The sequence below is a fragment of the Comamonas sp. 23 genome (assembly GCF_049601575.1).
Taxonomy (GTDB): Bacteria; Pseudomonadota; Gammaproteobacteria; order Burkholderiales; family Burkholderiaceae_C; genus Comamonas; species Comamonas squillarum.
On sequence record NZ_CP187127.1, the window covers coordinates 3,663,809 to 3,679,417 of the forward strand.

Genomic DNA, 15,609 nt, shown 5'->3' on the forward strand with positions numbered 1-15,609 from the left:
GGCTGCAAACCCCTGCACGCAGGCCAAAAGGCTTAGATCTTCTCGGCAACCTCGGCGTATTCCGAGATTTCGTTGAAGTTCATATAGCGGTAGACGGAGGCCTTGTCGGCATCGATCACGCCCATTTCCTGGAGGTACTCTTCCTTGGTGGGCAGCTTGCCGATGCGCGATGCGATCGCGGCCAGCTCGGCCGAGCCCAGGAACACATTGGTGTTCTTGCCCAGGCGGTTGGGGAAGTTGCGGGTCGAGGTCGAGATGACCGTCGCGCCTTCGCGCACCTGGGCCTGGTTGCCCATGCACAGCGAGCAGCCGGGCATTTCGGTGCGGGCACCGGCGGTACCAAAGGCAGCGTAATGGCCTTCCTTGATCAGCTCGCTCTGGTCCATCTTGGTAGGTGGTGCCACCCACAGCTTGACGGGGATGTCACGCTGGCCGCCCAGCAGCTTGGCTGCAGCGCGGAAGTGGCCGATGTTGGTCATGCACGAGCCGATGAAGGCTTCATCGATCTTGGTGCCGGCCACCTCGGACAGGAACTTGGCGTCGTCCGGGTCGTTGGGGCAGCAAACGATAGGCTCCTTGATGTCGGCCAGGTCGATCTCGATAATGTGCGCGTATTCGGCATCCTTGTCGGCTTCGAGCAGATCGGGCTTGGCCAGCCAGGCTTCAACCTTCTCGATACGGCGCTGCAGCGTCTTGGCATCGGCATAACCGTCGGCGATCATGTTCTTCATCAGAACCACGTTCGAGGTCAGGTATTCCTTGATCGGCTCGGGGTTGAGCTTGATCGTGCAGCCAGCGGCAGAGCGCTCGGCGGACGCGTCGGACAGCTCGAACGCTTGCTCGACCTTCAGGTCTGGCAGGCCTTCGATCTCCAGGATGCGGCCGGAGAACTCGTTGATCTTGCCGGCCTTGGCGACGGTCAGCAGACCGGCCTTGATCGCGTACAGCGGAATCGCGTGCACCAGATCGCGCAGGGTCACGCCCGGCTGCATTTCGCCCTTGAAGCGCACCAGCACCGATTCAGGCATGTCCAGAGGCATCACGCCGGTGGCAGCACCGAAGGCCACCAGGCCCGAGCCTGCGGGGAAGGAAATGCCGATAGGGAAACGGGTGTGCGAGTCACCGCCGGTACCCACGGTATCAGGCAGCAGCAGGCGGTTGAGCCAGCTGTGGATCACGCCGTCACCAGGACGCAAGGCCACGCCACCACGATTGCTGATGAAGTTGGGCAGTTCGCGGTGGGTCTTGACGTCCACGGGCTTGGGGTAGGCGGCCGTGTGGCAGAAGGACTGCATCACCATGTCGGCGGAGAAGCCCAGGCAAGCGAGGTCCTTGAGCTCATCGCGGGTCATCGGGCCCGTGGTGTCTTGCGAGCCCACGGTGGTCATGCGCGGTTCGCAGTAGGTGCCTGGGCGCACGCCCTGGCCTTCTGGCAGACCGACAGCGCGGCCGACCATCTTCTGCGCCAAGGTGAAGCCGGCCTTGGATTCGGCAGGCGCCTGGGGCAGGCGGAACACGGTCGATGCGGGCAGGCCCAGCGCTTCGCGGGCCTTGGCGGTCAGCGAGCGGCCAATGATCAGGTTGATACGGCCGCCGGCGCGCACTTCGTCAAACAGCACATCGCTCTTGAGCTGGAACTCGGCAACGGTCTCACCGTTCTTGAGGATCTTGCCGTCGTAGGGCAGCACGTCGATCACGTCGCCCATCTCCAGCTTGGAGACGTCCACTTCAATCGGCAGCGAGCCCGAGTCTTCCTGGGTGTTGAAGAAGATCGGAGCGATCTTGCCGCCCAGGGTCACACCACCAAAGCGCTTGTTGGGCACAAAGGGAATGTCCTGGCCGGTGGCCCAGACGATGGAGTTGGTTGCCGACTTGCGCGAAGAACCGGTGCCGACCACGTCGCCGACGTAGGCCACCAGGTGGCCCTTTTTCTTCAGGTCGTCGATGAACTGCATCGGGCCGCGCTTGCCGTCTTCTTCAGGCTTGAAGGCCGCGTCAGGACGCGTGTTCTTCAGCATCGCGAGGTAGTGCAGAGGAATGTCGGGGCGGCTCCAGGCGTCTGGCGCAGGCGACAGGTCGTCGGTGTTGGTCTCGCCGGGCACCTTGAACACGGTGACGGTGATCTTCTTGTCGACTTCGGGGCGCGAGGTGAACCACTCGGCGTCGGCCCAGCTTTGCATCACTTCCTTGGCCTTGGCATTGCCGGCCTTGGCCTTGTCTGCGACGTCATTGAAGAAGTCGAACATCAACAGCGTCTTCTTGAGCGCATCGGCAGCCACGGCGGCCACTTCTGCGTCATCGAGCAGCTCAATGAGCGGATGCACGTTGTAACCACCCACCATGGTGCCCAGCAGCTCGGTGGCCTTGGCCTTGGAGATCAGCGCCACTTTCAGGTCGCCATGTGCCACGGCTGCCAGGAAGGAAGCCTTGACCTTGGCGGCATCGTCCACGCCTGGCGGCACGCGGTGGGTCAGCAGATCGAGCAGAAATGCTTCTTCACCGGCAGGCGGGTTCTTGATCAGCTCGATCAAGTCAGCGACCTGCTTGGCATCCAGCGGCAGTGGGGGGATGCCCAGAGCGGCACGCTCAGTCACATGGTCGCGGTAGGCTTTCAACATACGTTCTCCGGTTCTCTATTTCAATGGTGGGGCGCTCGCAAGGCCTCGGGCAGCCGCGCCGCTGTTCTTATCAGCGGCCGTTGCCTTCAAACAGTGCGGCAGGTGGGTTTTTCTTGATGGCTTCGGCAACCTGGTTTTGCTCAGGGCTCATGCATTCGTCGGCCAGGCGCTGACCGAGCTTGCGGTTGATCAGCATCGACTTGTTGGCCACTTGCAGCCACATGGCGCCAGCGTGCTGGTCTTCCAGGCGGATGGTGCCCGTCGAGGTGGCCACGGGAGCCATGTGGTACTTGAAGCCCTTGCCTTCAACGAAGAAGTAGCCGGGGTTGACCGAGTCCTTGGCGATATTGATCGAGGCACCCAGCTCGCAGCTGATGCGGCCTTGGTAGACCTGCTCGGCAATGGCCAGCTCGGCGGGGGTCAGGGTCTGCTGGGCAGGAATGGACGCGGCCGCAGCGGCTGCACCGGCACCAGCGGCAACCGCTGCGCCCTTTTTGGCGGTGGACGCACGCTTGGCAGGGGCCTTTTTGGCCGGTGCCTTCTTGGCGGCGGTGGTTTTGGCAGCCACTGGCTTGGCCGCCTTTTTCTCTTGCGCCTGCACGCTGCCCATGGACAACGTCAGCGCAGGCACCAGGACCAACAAAGAAATCACGCGATTTTTCATAACAACTCCCGCGATACAACGCAAGAAACAGGAAAAGGGCTGGACCCGGATGGTTACAGCCACTCCCGCACTGTACCCGGCAACGGACAACCCGTCTGCGCGGCACGCTCCAAAATTTGCCAAAAGTAACGATAACTTGCACGGTCATGCAAGACGCCGTCGACGCTGATCGGTGCCCATTGCGCGTCCGCCGCCGCCCGCACAATACGGGCCGCTTCATCGACCTGGCTCTGCGTGGGCGCGAAGGCCTGCAGGATGGGGCGGATCTGCGCGGGGTGGATGCTCCACATGCGGGTGTAGCCCAGCTCGCCGTAGGCACGGCGGGCCGCCTGCTCCATCGCATCGGGGTTCTTGAACTCGGTCACCACGCAGTGCGAGGGCACCTTGCCGTAGGCGTGGCAGGCGGCTGCGATCTCCAGCTTGGCGCGCAGCACCAGCGGATGCGTGAACTGGCCTTGCACGCCCATCGCGCTCGAGGGGATGGCGCCGCCATGGGCAGAGACAAAATCCATCAGGCCAAAGCTGATGCTTTGCACGCGGGGGTGGGCCGCAATCTCGAAAGCGCGGTGCACCGCCTGGGGCGACTCGATCAGCGCATGCAGCGGCACCGGGGTGCTGGTGGCCGCTTGCAGCAAGCGGTCGACCTGGTCGATGTCATCGACCGACTCGACCTTGGGCACCATAATGTGGCAGAGCTGCTCGCCCGCCTCACCGGCGATGGTGGCGATATCTTCGGCCAGCGCGGCGTGGTCGGCCGCATGCACGCGGGCAGCAACCCGGGCGCCGGGCGCGGCGTTCTTGGCCAGCGACGCAACCAGCCGGGCATGGGCCTTTTCCTGGCCGACGGCCGCGCCGTCTTCGCAGTCCAAGGTCACATCGAACACGCAGCGGCCAAACTCTTGCATCATCTGTGCCTGCAAGGCCAGGCTTTTGCGCATGCGGTCTTCCACACCGCTGTAGTGGTCGCAGACCGGCAGTGCCAGGGCCCCAGACTGGGCGCCCAGCAGTACCTGTGCGGGATGGATGGCGGAGACACTCATGGCTACTAATCGTCAGATGGGGCGCTTGGCCACCAAAAACAAGCGGGGAAAGGCCAGCAGGCGCTGGCCATCGCTGCGCAGGCCGTAGGCGGCATCGATGCGGCGGGTGTACTCGGCCACAAAGCTGGTTTGCAACTCGGCACGCAGAGGCTGGAGAAAGGGTCTCAGACCCGTGCCACGAACCCATTGGACAATCGCCTCCGCACTGTCCATTGGGTGCTGGTACGCCGTACGCCAGGCATCCACCTGCGCACCACGGGCCAACACATCGTAGTAATCATTCAAAGACAGCAAATCCGTGCGCAAGGCATGCGGATCGCCGATTTCTGCAGCCCAGGGCTGCAGCGCTGCCACCTCACGCATCAGGCGGTGGGTGGGCTCATCGCGGTTGTCGGGCATCTGCACGGCCAGCACACCACCGGGGGCCAACATGCCCATCAAGCGGGGCAGCAGCTGCGCGTGGCCCGGCACCCATTGCAGGGCCGCATTGGCAAAAATCAGGTCGGGCAAACGACCGTTGTGCAGTGGAGCCTGCCAGTGGGCGATGTCGCCCTGCTCAAAATGCACCTGCGCAAGACGCTGGCGCGCAGCGGCCAGCATGTCTTGCGACTGGTCGATACCCAGCACCCGTGCCTGCACGAAGCGCTGGGCCAGCAGCTCGGTGGAATTGCCCGGCCCGCAACCCAGATCCACCACATAGGCGGTATCGCTGGGCAGGGCCACGCGCGCCAGCAGTTCGGCGGCCGGGCGCGTGCGCTCGTCCTCGAACCGGCTGTAGAGCTGGGCATTCCATGCAAGCATGCGGATCGGCCTTGGATTACAGCAGGTGCTTGACGCCGTCTTGCTCGCCTTGCAGCTCAGCCAGGGTCTTGTCGATGCATTCTTGCGAGAACGCGTCGATTTCCAGACCTTCGACGATCTTGTATTCGCCGTTTTCGGTGGTCACGGGGAAGCCGAAGATGATGCCCGCTGGGATGCCGTATTCGCCGTTCGAAGGCACGCCCATGGTGACCCATTCGCCCGCCGAGCCCAGGGCCCAGTCACGCATGTGGTCGATGGCGGCATTCGCTGCCGATGCAGCCGACGACAGGCCACGAGCGGCAATGATGGCGGCGCCACGCTTGCCCACGGTAGGCAGGAACACGTCCTTATTCCAGGTCTGGTCGTTGATCGCGTCCTTGACCGACTTGCCGTCCACGGTCGCGAAACGGTAGTCAGCGTACATGGTGGGCGAGTGGTTGCCCCAGACGGTCAGCTTGCGGATGTCGCCGACCTTGAAGCCAGCCTTGGCAGCCAGTTGCGAGGCAGCGCGGTTGTGGTCCAGACGCAGCATGGCGGTGAAGTTCTTCGCTGGCAGGTCGGGAGCCGACTTCATCGCGATGTAGGCATTGGTGTTGGCAGGGTTGCCGACCACCAGCACTTTGACGTTGCGCGAAGCGACAGCGTTCAGGGCCTTGCCCTGGGCGGTGAAGATCTGGGCATTGGCAGCCAGCAGGTCAGCACGCTCCATGCCTGGGCCGCGAGGACGGGCACCCACGAGCAGCGCGTAATCGGTGTCCTTGAAGGCTTGCAGCGGATCGCTGTGGGCTTCGATACCGGCCAGCAGCGGGAAAGCGCAGTCTTCCAGCTCCATGATCACGCCCTTGAGCGCGTTCTGTGCCTTCTCGTCAGGAATTTCCAGCAGTTGCAGGATGACAGGCTGGTCCTTGCCCAGCATTTCGCCCGAAGCGATGCGGAACAACAGGGCATAACCGATTTGACCAGCGGCACCGGTGACGGCGACACGTACGGGCTTCTTGCTCATGGGAAAACTCCAGAAAATAGAAATGAGGTGTCCAAGCAGGCCAGCATCGGAGAGGGTGTCAAACGACTGGAATCAGCGATCGGGATCCCCCGATGGCAGGTCTGTAAACAGCGCGTAAGTGTACTCTTGAACAGATCACTCAGTCAATTTGTCTTATGTCTTATATAAGATATGATTGACCCCGGATGCGCTATACAATGCGCGCTGTAAATTTGAACCGTTGGATGTCACATCCACTGTGACACCTGAGAGATTGAATCTCTCCCAAGACAAGCGCATGACATCTTCCACCCCCAATGCAAACGACACCGGAATCACGTCCGCTGGCGACAGCGTGGGTGGTGCGACCCCGGCATTCAGCCCCCTCTACCAACAAATCAAGGGCCTGATCCTGCAAAGCCTGGAGGCCGGCGCCTGGAAACCGGGCGAGATGATCCCCAGCGAGATGGAGCTGGCCGCCCGCTACCGCGTCAGCCAAGGCACCGTGCGCAAGGCCATCGACGAGCTGGCTGCCGACAACCTGCTGCTGCGCCGCCAGGGCAAGGGCACCTTTGTGGCCACCCATGCCGAGCGCAATGTGCAGTACCGCTTCTTGCGTCTGCTTCCGGACAGCGGCGACCTCAACGAAGAAGGCCCGGCACAGCGCAACATCATCTCCTGCCGCAGCATCAAGGGCGCCAGCGAGATCTGCAAGCTGCTGCAGGTACCCACGGGCGAGTCGCTGATCCATGTGCGCCGCGTGCTGGTGTTTGCCGGCATTCCCACGATTGTCGAAGACATCTGGCTGCCCAGCAGCAGCTTCAAGGGCCTGACGGCCGAGCAGATGCGCGACTACCCCGGCGCCACCTATGCGATGTTCGAGGTGGAGTACGGCGTGCGCATGGTGCGCGCCCAGGAAAAGCTGCGTGCCGTGCTGCCCGATGCGGCACAGGCCCAATTGCTCGATATCGACGGCCAGACCCCCCTGCTGAGCGTCGAGCGTGTCGCTTACACCTATAACGATGTTCCCATGGAATTACGACGAGGTCTTTATCGGACGGACACCCACCATTACAGCAATACCCTGAGCTAATGCACCGGTCAAGTCTGAGTAGTCACCACGGGGTTAAAGAGAAACCCTTAGACCTGCGCGCTGCATTGCAATAAAATTTTGCAGGTTTGAGCCTAGCGATTACATAGCAGTTACATCCACGAAAGATTTCACACCATGACAGATACCACGAAGAAGCGGCCTGAGTTTCGCAATATCAACCCCATTTCGGACCTCACCACCTACCGCTTGCCGGTAGCAGCCAAGCTGTCGATCCTGCACCGCGCCAGCGGCCTGGTGATGTTCTTCCTGCTGCCCTTTGTGGTCTGGCTGCTCGACACCTCGATCTCCTCCGAATTCTCCTACGCCCGCTTCACCGCCGCCTTCAACACCGGCGCCGGTATTTTTGCGGGCTGGTTCATCAAGCTGGCCGTGCTGGCGCTCATCTGGGCCTACCTGCACCACTTCTGCGCTGGCCTGCGCCACATCTGGATGGATGTCTCGCACAAGTCGGTCAACAAGGAATTCGGCAAGAGCTCGGCCATAGTCTGCTTTGCCATCAGCCTGGCGCTGACCGCCATCCTGGGTGCCAAGCTGTTTGGCCTGTACTGATCGCCCGCGACTGCATTTACTGATAAATAAGAAAGGATTCCCCATGTCCGTCAATTACGGCTCCAAACGCGTCGTGACCGGTGCGCACTACGGTTTGCGCGACTGGCTGGCCCAGCGCATCACCGGCTTGCTGATGGCCTTGTTCACCGTGGCCCTGCTGGCCCAGGTGCTGATGATCAAGGGCCCCATCGGCTACGAACAGTGGGCAGGCATCTTCTCCCACCAGTGGATGAAGTTCATCACGGTGGGCACCCTGGTGGCCTTGGCCTACCACGCCTGGGTGGGCATGCGTGAAATCCTCATGGACTACGTCCAGCCCGTCGGCCTGCGCCTGGTGCTGCAGATTTTTGTGTTGGTCTGGCTGGTGGGCTGCCTCGGCTGGGGCCTGCAGGTTCTGTGGCGTCTGTGATACCCGCGATTGAAAGAGAACAATGAGCTATACAAAAGAGAACATCACCAAGCGCAAGTTTGATGTCGTCATCATCGGCGCAGGCGGCTCCGGTCTGCGCGCTGCGCTGGAACTGTCCAAGGCTGGCCTGTCCGTGGCTGCCTTGTCCAAGGTTTTCCCCACCCGCTCGCACACCGTGGCAGCGCAAGGTGGCGTGTCCGCCTCGCTGGGCAACATGTCGCCCGACAACTGGGAATGGCACTTCTACGACACCATCAAGGGCTCGGACTGGCTCGGTGACCAGGATGCGATCGAGTTCATGTGCCGCGAAGCACCCAAGGTGGTGTACGAGCTGGAACACTTCGGCATGCCTTTCGACCGCAACCCCGATGGCACGATCTACCAGCGCCCCTTCGGCGGCCACACCGCCAACCATGGCGAAAAGCCCGTGCAACGCGCTTGCGCAGCGGCTGACCGTACCGGCCACGCGATGCTGCACACGCTCTACCAGCAAAACGTCAAGTCCAAGACCAACTTCTTCGTCGAGTGGATGGCGCTGGACCTGATCCGCGACGAATCCGGTGACGTGATCGGCGTGACCGCCATCGAGCTGGAAACCGGCGACCTGTACGAGCTGCACGCCAAGGCGGTTCTGCTGGCCACCGGCGGCGCAGGCCGTATCTTCCAGGCATCGACCAATGCCTTCATCAACACCGGCGACGGCCTGGGCATGGCTGCACGCGCAGGCATCCCGCTGCAGGACATGGAGTTCTGGCAGTTCCACCCCACCGGCGTGGCCGGCGCGGGCGTGCTGCTGACCGAAGGCTGCCGCGGTGAAGGCGCTATTCTGCGCAACAGCGATGGCGAGCGTTTCATGGAGCGCTATGCGCCAACCCTGAAGGATCTGGCGCCACGCGACTTCGTCTCGCGCTCAATGGACCAGGAAATCAAGGAAGGCCGTGGCTGCGGTCCGAACAAGGACTACATCCTGCTGGACATGACCCACCTGGGTGCAGATACCATCCGCAAGCGCCTGCCTTCGGTGGAAGAGATCGGCCACAACTTCGCCAACGTGGACATCACCAAGGAACCGATTCCTGTGGTGCCCACCATCCACTACCAGATGGGCGGTATTCCCACCAACATCAACGGCCAGGTCGTTGTCTGGGATGGTCAAGAAAACAAAGTGGTCAACGGTCTCTACGCTGTGGGCGAATGCTCCTGCGTGTCGGTGCACGGCGCCAACCGCCTGGGCACGAACTCGCTGCTGGACCTGCTGGTCTTTGGCAAGTCGGCCGGCAAGCACATCGTCAACTACGTCAATGGCTATGGCGAATTCAAGCCGATGCCTGAGAACGCATCGGACTTCTCGCTGTCGCGCCTCAACAAGCTCGACGAGTCGACCAGCGGCGAATACGCGCAGGACGTGGCCAACGACATCCGCGCCTGCATGCAGCTGCACGCCGGTGTGTTCCGCACGCAAAAGAGCATGGACGAAGGCGTCAAGAAGATTGCCGACATCCGCGCCCGCGTCGGTGGCGTCACCTTGAAGGACAAGTCCAAGGTCTGGAACACCGCTCGCATGGAAGCGCTGGAAGTGGCCAACCTGATCGAAGTGGCGCAAGCCACCATGGTCTCGGCCGCCGCCCGCAAGGAATGCCGTGGCGCCCACACCGTGGATGACTACGAGCACCCTGCCGATGACCCCAAGTACCCACTGGGCCGCAATGATATCGACTGGCTCAAGCACACCCTGTGGTACAGCGCTGCCAACAGCCTGGAGTACAAGCCAGTGCAACTCAAGCCGCTGACCGTGCCGTCGGTACCGCCCAAGGTCCGTACCTTCTAAATCCACGCAGCCCACGAAAGAACATCCCAAAATGAAGCGTACTTTCAAAATCTATCGCTACGATCCCGATAAAGATGCCAAGCCCTACATGCAGACGGTGGAGGTGGAGCTCGACGGTCATGAGCGCATGCTGCTGGACGCCCTGGTCAAGCTCAAGGAGCTCGACCCATCGATCTCGTTCCGCCGCTCCTGCCGCGAAGGCGTGTGCGGCTCGGACGCGATGAACATCAACGGCAAGAACGGTCTGGCGTGCCTGACGAACATGAACACCCTCAAGGGTGACATCGTCTTGAAGCCCCTGCCCGGTCTGCCCGTGATCCGCGACCTGATCGTGGACATGACCCAGTTCTTCAAGCAGTACCACTCGATCAAGCCCTACCTGATGGCCGACAGCTTTGTCGCCAACGAGAAGGAGCGCCTGCAGTCGCCCGAAGAGCGCGAAGAGCTCAACGGCCTGTACGAGTGCATTCTGTGCGCCAGTTGCTCGACCAGCTGCCCCTCGTTCTGGTGGAACCCCGACAAGTTCGTGGGCCCCGCCGGTTTGCTGCAGGCCTACCGCTTCATCGCCGACAGCCGCGATGACCACACCGGTGAGCGCCTGGACAACCTGGAAGACCCCTACCGTCTGTTCCGTTGCCACACCATCATGAACTGCGTGGACGTGTGCCCCAAGCACCTCAACCCCACCAAGGCGATTGGCAAGATCAAGGAATTGATGGTTCGCCGTGCGGTGTAAGAACCAGATTGAGCAATGATGGAAAACGAACTGCTGGATGAACGTGCGCGCGATCTGCTGCGCTGGCGTAGCCGCCGAGGCCTGGTGGAGAACGACATCTTCGTCGAGCAGTTCTTCCGCACATACGGAGCAAGCCTGAATGTCCGCCAGGCGCAAGGGCTGACCACTTTGATGAACCTGTCGGACAACGACCTGCTGGACTTGATGCTCAAGCGCAAGGAACCAACAGGCGACCTCGACACGCCAGATGTTCATGAAGTGCTGGAGATGCTGCGCAGCCGAAAACCACGTGCATCTCTTGCGGACTAACTCGAGAAGGAACCAGTTTTATGAAACTAGCAGACAACAAAGCCACGCTATCGTTTAGCAACGGCGCAGCAAGCGTAGACCTTCCGGTTTACCAGGGCTCGATCGGCCCGGATGTCATCGACATCCGCAAGCTGTACGCGCAGACCGGCATGTTCACGTACGACCCCGGTTTCCTCTCGACGGCTGCCTGCCAGTCGGCCATCACCTATATCGATGGTGACAAGGGCGAGCTGCTGTACCGCGGCTACCCGATCGAGCAACTGGCCAAGAACTGCAACTACCTCGAAACCTGCTACCTGCTGCTGTACGGCGAGCTGCCCAATGCCACGCAGAAGGCCGAGTTCGAAGACACGGTGACCAAGCACACCATGGTCAACGAGCAGATGCAGTTCTTCCTGCGTGGTTTCCGCCGCGATGCGCACCCCATGGCCGTTCTGACGGGTCTGGTGGGTGGCATGTCGGCCTTCTACCACGACAGCACCGACATCACCAACCCCGAGCACCGCAACATCGCTGCGATCCGCTTGATCGCCAAGCTGCCAACCCTGGTGGCCATGGCCTACAAGTACGGCACGGGCCAGCCTTACATGTACCCGAAGAATGACCTGTCCTATGCAGGCAACTTCATGCGCATGATGTTCGGCAACCCCTGTGAAGAGTATGTGGTGAACCCGGTGGTAGAGCGCGCGCTCGACCGCATCTTCATCCTGCACGCAGACCACGAGCAAAACGCGTCGACCTCGACCGTGCGCCTGTGCGGCTCCTCGGGCACCAACCCGTTTGCGGCCATCTCCGCCGGCGTTGCCTGTCTGTGGGGCCCTGCCCACGGCGGCGCTAACGAAGCCTGTCTGAACATGCTGGAAAACATCCAGGCCAACGGCGGCATCGCCAAGGTCGGCGAGTTCATGGAGCAGGTCAAGGACAAGTCCAGCGGCGTCAAGCTGATGGGCTTTGGCCACCGCGTCTACAAGAACTACGACCCACGCGCCAAGCTGATGCAGGAAACCTGCAACGAGATCCTGGCCGAGCTGGGCCTGGAAAACGATCCGCTGTTCGCACTGGCCAAGCAAGTCGAGAAGATCGCTCTGGAAGACGACTACTTCGTCTCGCGCAAGCTGTACCCGAACGTGGACTTCTATTCGGGCATCGTGCAACGCGCCATCGGCATCCCTGTGAAGCTGTTCACCGGCATCTTCGCGCTGGCCCGCACCGTCGGCTGGATCGCCCAGCTCAACGAGCAAATGGCCGATCCCGAGTACAAGATTGGCCGTCCACGCCAGCTCTACACTGGCTCGGTGGTCCGCGACGTGCAACCTATCGCCAAGCGCTGATAGCACCGGCCAGGCGCTGCCTGGCCCTGCACCAGACCCTCTCCAAAAACCCGCTTCGGCGGGTTTTTTTATGGCGCTGGTCCTATTAATCACTTGTTAAGCTAGCCAGCCGACCATGGCGGGATGAATTTCTTTGCCCGGTTTATCACCCCCACAGGCAAGGCCGCCGACACCGCGGCGTTTCCGCCCCACTCGGCCGCGTTGCCCTTCAGCGCCGACCTGGCCACAACCAGCAGTAGCCCGCCCGCACGTCCCGTGTGGCTGTGGAGCCTGGTCGTCAGCCTGTGGCTGGCCAGCGTGGGCAATCTGGCCTTGTGGAAGGCCCTCTCGCAGGCAGACGGCCTGAGCAGCGCCCAGCAGTGGGTGCTGGGCCTGAGCCTGGGCCTGGCCATTGCCTGCGCTTGCTGGGCCCTCTTGAACCTGCTCAGCTGGGGCCGCGCCGCCAAACCGGTGATGATCGCGCTGTGCTGGATCGCCGCGTTTGCTGCCTGCTTCATGCTGAACTACGGCATTGCCATCGATGCCTCGATGCTCGTCAATGTGCTGCAAACCGATGTGAAGGAAGCGGCCGACCTGCTGCACTGGAGCTTGGTGGTCACCGTGGGCGCCATCGCTATTCCCCCCACCTGGTGGATCTGGCGCCAGACCCTGCCCCACCGCAAGGGCTGGCGCCCAGTGCTCCAGCAGCTGGGCATGGTGCTGCTGGCGGTCCTGGCCATGGCCGTCGTGGTGGTGGCGGGTTTTCGCCCCATCTCGTCAGCCATGCGTAACCACACCAACCTGCGCTACATGATGAACCCGCTGTCCACCGTCTACGCCGCAGGCAACCTGGTGGCCCAGCAAATTCACCACCGCGACACCACGCTGTACCCGATTGGCGAAGATGCCAAGCTGGGTGCCAGCTATGCTGGCCAGACCAGCTTCCCGATCTATGCGCTGGTCGTCGGCGAGACCGGCCGCGCCGGCAATTTTGCGACCAATGGCTATGAGCGTCCCACGACGCCTTTGCTGTCCGCCCGCCAGGACCTCGCCATCGCCACCAACGCCTGGTCCTGCGGCACCAGCACCGCCGTGTCGGTGCCCTGCATGTTCTCCCACCTGGGGCGCAGCAGCCAGGACAGCAACAAATCCTATGAAAACCTGCTCGATGTCTTGCAGCGCGCCGGCCTGGCTGTGCTCTGGGTCGAGAACCAATCGGGCTGCAAGGGCGTTTGCGCCCGCGTGCACAACGCCAATACCGAGACGGACCTGCCCGCCGCGGCCCGTAAGGCGCTGTGCCAGGACGGCGAATGCGTGGACATGGCCCTGCTCGAAGGCCTCGATGAACGCATCAATGCGCTGCCCGCCGAGCAACGCGCCAAAGGCGTGGTGGTGGTGCTGCACCAGATGGGCAGCCATGGCCCGGCCTATTTCAAGCGTTCGCTGGGCCAGGACAAGCGCTTCAGCCCCGAGTGCAACAACGTCAACCTACAGTCCTGCGACCGCGCATCGCTGATCAATGCCTATGACAACAGCGTCGTTGCCACCGACCGCATGCTCGGCAGCCTGATCGACTGGCTCGCCAGCAAGGGCCAGCGCCAGCCCACGGCGATGATGTATGTGGCCGACCATGGCGAATCGCTGGGCGAGAACAACATCTACCTGCACGGCCTGCCCTACTCCGTCGCACCCGATGTCCAAAAGCATGTGCCCTGGATCACCTGGCTCTCGCCCGCGATGCAGCAACGCATGGGCATCAGCACCAGCTGCCTGCAGCAGGCCGTGGGCACTGCCCGCATCAGCCACGACAACCTGTTCCACTCGATGCTGGGCCTCACCGATGTGCAGACCGCGCTGCACCAGCCCGATCTGGATATTTTTGCCAGCTGCAAGGGCCGCTCTGCACCGCCCGCCACTTTGGCGCACCTGGCGTCTGCCTCTGCTCCAGCAACCGTTGCAGCGCAGCCGCCGACCACGGTCGCTGCTGCACGCAAGCGCGGCTAAAACAGCGTGCCCTGCCCCGGGTGCGGCGCCTGCGCGGCGCCCGCCTGGCGCACTGTCTGCTGCAGCTGCTGGGCGCGCCAGGCCTCAAAACCGCGCCAATCCATCTCTTGCCGCTCGCGCCCATAGCCCAGCTGCGCGCAGGCCCGCACAAAGCGCTGGCGCACCAGGTCGGCCCACAGGCCCTGGCCTTTCATGCGGCTGAACGACTGGCTGTCATAGCTCTTGCCGCGCAGCCGGTCGGCCTCGCTGATCTGGTGCAGGTCGCGCACCCGCTGCATTACCCGGGCTGCGCGCTGCGGGTAATGGGCCTGCAGCCACTGCTGGAACACGCCGTTGAGCTCCCAAGGCAGGCGCAGCACGGTGTAGAAGGCCGTGGTGGCGCCGGCCTCGCGCGCGGCCGCCAGTACCTCTTCCATGTCCTCGGTCAAAAACGGAATATGGGGTGCGACGCTCACCCCGACCGGAATGCCGGCCTCCGCCAGTTGGCGTATGGTGCGCAGCCGCCGGTGCGGCGCCGCAGCCCGGGGCTCGAGCAGGCGGGTCAGCTGTGGGTCCAGGCTGGTGATCGTGATGTAGACGGCCGCCGCATTCTTGCGCGCTGCAGCGGCGATCAGGTCGATATCGCGCTCCACCGCACTGCTCTTGGTGATCAGTGAAAAAGGATGCTCGGCCTCACTGAGCACCTCGATCAGCTGCCGCGTCAGGCCCAGCTCCCGCTCGATGGGCTGGTAGCAATCGGTGGCCGAGCCGATATTGAGCGAGGCCGGCTGGTAGCGCGGGCGGCTGATCTCGGCCTTGAGCACCTGGGCAATATTGGTCTTGGCAAACAGCTGGGTTTCAAAATCCAGCCCCGGCGAGAGGTTCAGGTAGCTGTGGTACGGCCTGGCATAGCAGTAGATGCAGCCATGCTCGCAGCCCCGGTAGGGGTTGACCGAGTGATCAAAGAAGATATCGGGTGAGTCGTTTTTCTGGATCGCGCTGCGCGCCCGCTCCGCGTGCACCTGGGTCGGCAGGCTCTCGGCGTCCTGCTGCCACCAGGCGCCTTCTTCCAGATCCAATTCTGGATCAGCGCCGACGGCCGCTTGAGCAGCTGCTGGGGTCCAGCCATCGTCGGCCCATTCCCGCACATCGCTGGCAAAACGGTGGCGGGGCGTGCCAACCGCGCCGCGCCCCTTGCGGGCCACCGGCAGTGGCACACGCACCGGCACAGGCCCATCCAGCTCGTCCGCGCAGCGGTGCAGGGTC

General features: G+C 62.6%; 14 protein-coding genes. 8 read left to right on the forward strand and 6 right to left on the reverse strand.

Features of this window, described 5'->3' with window-relative positions; all coding sequences use genetic code 11:
* Positions 1–32 precede the first annotated feature (32 nt).
* The 5 genes from acnB to ACPEE1_RS16650 all read right to left on the reverse strand — a co-directional run bounded on the left by acnB (position 33) and on the right by ACPEE1_RS16650 (position 6,126).
* The gene (gene acnB, locus ACPEE1_RS16630) at positions 33–2,618 is read right to left on the reverse strand and encodes a bifunctional aconitate hydratase 2/2-methylisocitrate dehydratase (RefSeq protein ID WP_423933978.1); all 2,586 of its coding nucleotides are present in this window, start codon (positions 2,616–2,618) and stop codon (positions 33–35) included.
* Positions 2,619–2,688: 70 nt separating this feature from the next.
* Positions 2,689–3,282 (reverse strand): hypothetical protein, encoded by a 594-nt coding sequence (locus ACPEE1_RS16635; RefSeq protein WP_116924954.1) that lies wholly within the window; start codon positions 3,280–3,282, stop codon positions 2,689–2,691.
* A gap of 53 nt (positions 3,283–3,335) precedes the next feature.
* Positions 3,336–4,322 carry an HpcH/HpaI aldolase/citrate lyase family protein gene (locus ACPEE1_RS16640; RefSeq protein ID WP_116924953.1) on the reverse strand — a complete coding sequence of 329 codons (987 nt, stop codon included), beginning with the start codon at positions 4,320–4,322 and terminating at the stop codon, positions 3,336–3,338.
* A gap of 12 nt (positions 4,323–4,334) precedes the next feature.
* Entirely contained in the window at positions 4,335–5,123 is a 789-nt protein-coding gene (tam, locus tag ACPEE1_RS16645) for a trans-aconitate 2-methyltransferase (RefSeq protein WP_116924952.1), read from the reverse strand.
* Positions 5,124–5,139: 16 nt separating this feature from the next.
* Positions 5,140–6,126: a malate dehydrogenase gene (locus tag ACPEE1_RS16650; protein ID WP_116924951.1), complete on the reverse strand. Its 987-nt coding sequence runs from the start codon at positions 6,124–6,126 to the stop codon at positions 5,140–5,142.
* 277 nt (positions 6,127–6,403) lie between these two features.
* On the opposite strand from ACPEE1_RS16650, the gene ACPEE1_RS16655 reads away from it, so the two are divergent.
* The 8 genes from ACPEE1_RS16655 (at position 6,404) to ACPEE1_RS16690 (ending at position 14,364) form a co-directional block, all read left to right on the forward strand.
* Positions 6,404–7,198 carry a GntR family transcriptional regulator gene (locus ACPEE1_RS16655; RefSeq protein ID WP_021026923.1) on the forward strand — a complete coding sequence of 265 codons (795 nt, stop codon included), beginning with the start codon at positions 6,404–6,406 and terminating at the stop codon, positions 7,196–7,198.
* Between the two features lie 135 nt (positions 7,199–7,333).
* The gene (gene sdhC / locus ACPEE1_RS16660; protein ID WP_182345270.1) at positions 7,334–7,768 is read left to right on the forward strand and encodes a succinate dehydrogenase, cytochrome b556 subunit; all 435 of its coding nucleotides are present in this window, start codon (positions 7,334–7,336) and stop codon (positions 7,766–7,768) included.
* 43 nt (positions 7,769–7,811) lie between these two features.
* Complete coding sequence (gene sdhD / locus ACPEE1_RS16665; RefSeq protein WP_133858580.1) at positions 7,812–8,177, forward strand: succinate dehydrogenase, hydrophobic membrane anchor protein; 366 nt, start codon at positions 7,812–7,814, stop codon at positions 8,175–8,177.
* Between the two features lie 22 nt (positions 8,178–8,199).
* Positions 8,200–10,005: a succinate dehydrogenase flavoprotein subunit gene (gene sdhA / locus ACPEE1_RS16670; RefSeq protein ID WP_182345269.1), complete on the forward strand. Its 1,806-nt coding sequence runs from the start codon at positions 8,200–8,202 to the stop codon at positions 10,003–10,005.
* Positions 10,006–10,036: 31 nt separating this feature from the next.
* The gene (locus tag ACPEE1_RS16675; protein ID WP_021026927.1) at positions 10,037–10,741 is read left to right on the forward strand and encodes a succinate dehydrogenase iron-sulfur subunit; all 705 of its coding nucleotides are present in this window, start codon (positions 10,037–10,039) and stop codon (positions 10,739–10,741) included.
* Between the two features lie 15 nt (positions 10,742–10,756).
* Complete coding sequence (locus tag ACPEE1_RS16680; RefSeq protein WP_116924947.1) at positions 10,757–11,050, forward strand: succinate dehydrogenase assembly factor 2; 294 nt, start codon at positions 10,757–10,759, stop codon at positions 11,048–11,050.
* 20 nt (positions 11,051–11,070) lie between these two features.
* Positions 11,071–12,381 carry a citrate synthase gene (locus ACPEE1_RS16685; protein WP_182345268.1) on the forward strand — a complete coding sequence of 437 codons (1,311 nt, stop codon included), beginning with the start codon at positions 11,071–11,073 and terminating at the stop codon, positions 12,379–12,381.
* Positions 12,382–12,504: 123 nt separating this feature from the next.
* On the forward strand, positions 12,505–14,364 hold the full coding sequence (locus ACPEE1_RS16690; protein WP_182345267.1) for a phosphoethanolamine transferase: 1,860 nt from the start codon (positions 12,505–12,507) through the stop codon (positions 14,362–14,364).
* Here the strand turns inward: ACPEE1_RS16690 and ACPEE1_RS16695 are convergent.
* A complete protein-coding gene (locus ACPEE1_RS16695) occupies positions 14,361–15,554 on the reverse strand; it encodes a PA0069 family radical SAM protein (RefSeq protein ID WP_409935215.1) in 1,194 nt (397 codons plus the stop codon). The two genes, ACPEE1_RS16690 and ACPEE1_RS16695, sit on opposite strands and share 4 nt — an antisense overlap.
* Positions 15,555–15,609: the final 55 nt, after the last annotated feature.

Coding starts and splice junctions, on each gene's coding strand:
- ACPEE1_RS16680 (WP_116924947.1), top strand. CDS start 10,757: ATGATGGAAAACGAACTGCTGGATGAACGTGCGCGCGATCTGCTGCGC.
- sdhD (WP_133858580.1), top strand. CDS start 7,812: ATGTCCGTCAATTACGGCTCCAAACGCGTCGTGACCGGTGCGCACTAC.
- ACPEE1_RS16655 (WP_021026923.1), top strand. CDS start 6,404: ATGACATCTTCCACCCCCAATGCAAACGACACCGGAATCACGTCCGCT.
- ACPEE1_RS16650 (WP_116924951.1), bottom strand. CDS start 6,126: ATGAGCAAGAAGCCCGTACGTGTCGCCGTCACCGGTGCCGCTGGTCAA.
- ACPEE1_RS16685 (WP_182345268.1), top strand. CDS start 11,071: ATGAAACTAGCAGACAACAAAGCCACGCTATCGTTTAGCAACGGCGCA.
- sdhC (WP_182345270.1), top strand. CDS start 7,334: ATGACAGATACCACGAAGAAGCGGCCTGAGTTTCGCAATATCAACCCC.
- ACPEE1_RS16675 (WP_021026927.1), top strand. CDS start 10,037: ATGAAGCGTACTTTCAAAATCTATCGCTACGATCCCGATAAAGATGCC.
- ACPEE1_RS16690 (WP_182345267.1), top strand. CDS start 12,505: ATGAATTTCTTTGCCCGGTTTATCACCCCCACAGGCAAGGCCGCCGAC.
- tam (WP_116924952.1), bottom strand. CDS start 5,123: ATGCTTGCATGGAATGCCCAGCTCTACAGCCGGTTCGAGGACGAGCGC.
- sdhA (WP_182345269.1), top strand. CDS start 8,200: ATGAGCTATACAAAAGAGAACATCACCAAGCGCAAGTTTGATGTCGTC.
- ACPEE1_RS16635 (WP_116924954.1), bottom strand. CDS start 3,282: ATGAAAAATCGCGTGATTTCTTTGTTGGTCCTGGTGCCTGCGCTGACG.
- acnB (WP_423933978.1), bottom strand. CDS start 2,618: ATGTTGAAAGCCTACCGCGACCATGTGACTGAGCGTGCCGCTCTGGGC.
- ACPEE1_RS16640 (WP_116924953.1), bottom strand. CDS start 4,322: ATGAGTGTCTCCGCCATCCATCCCGCACAGGTACTGCTGGGCGCCCAG.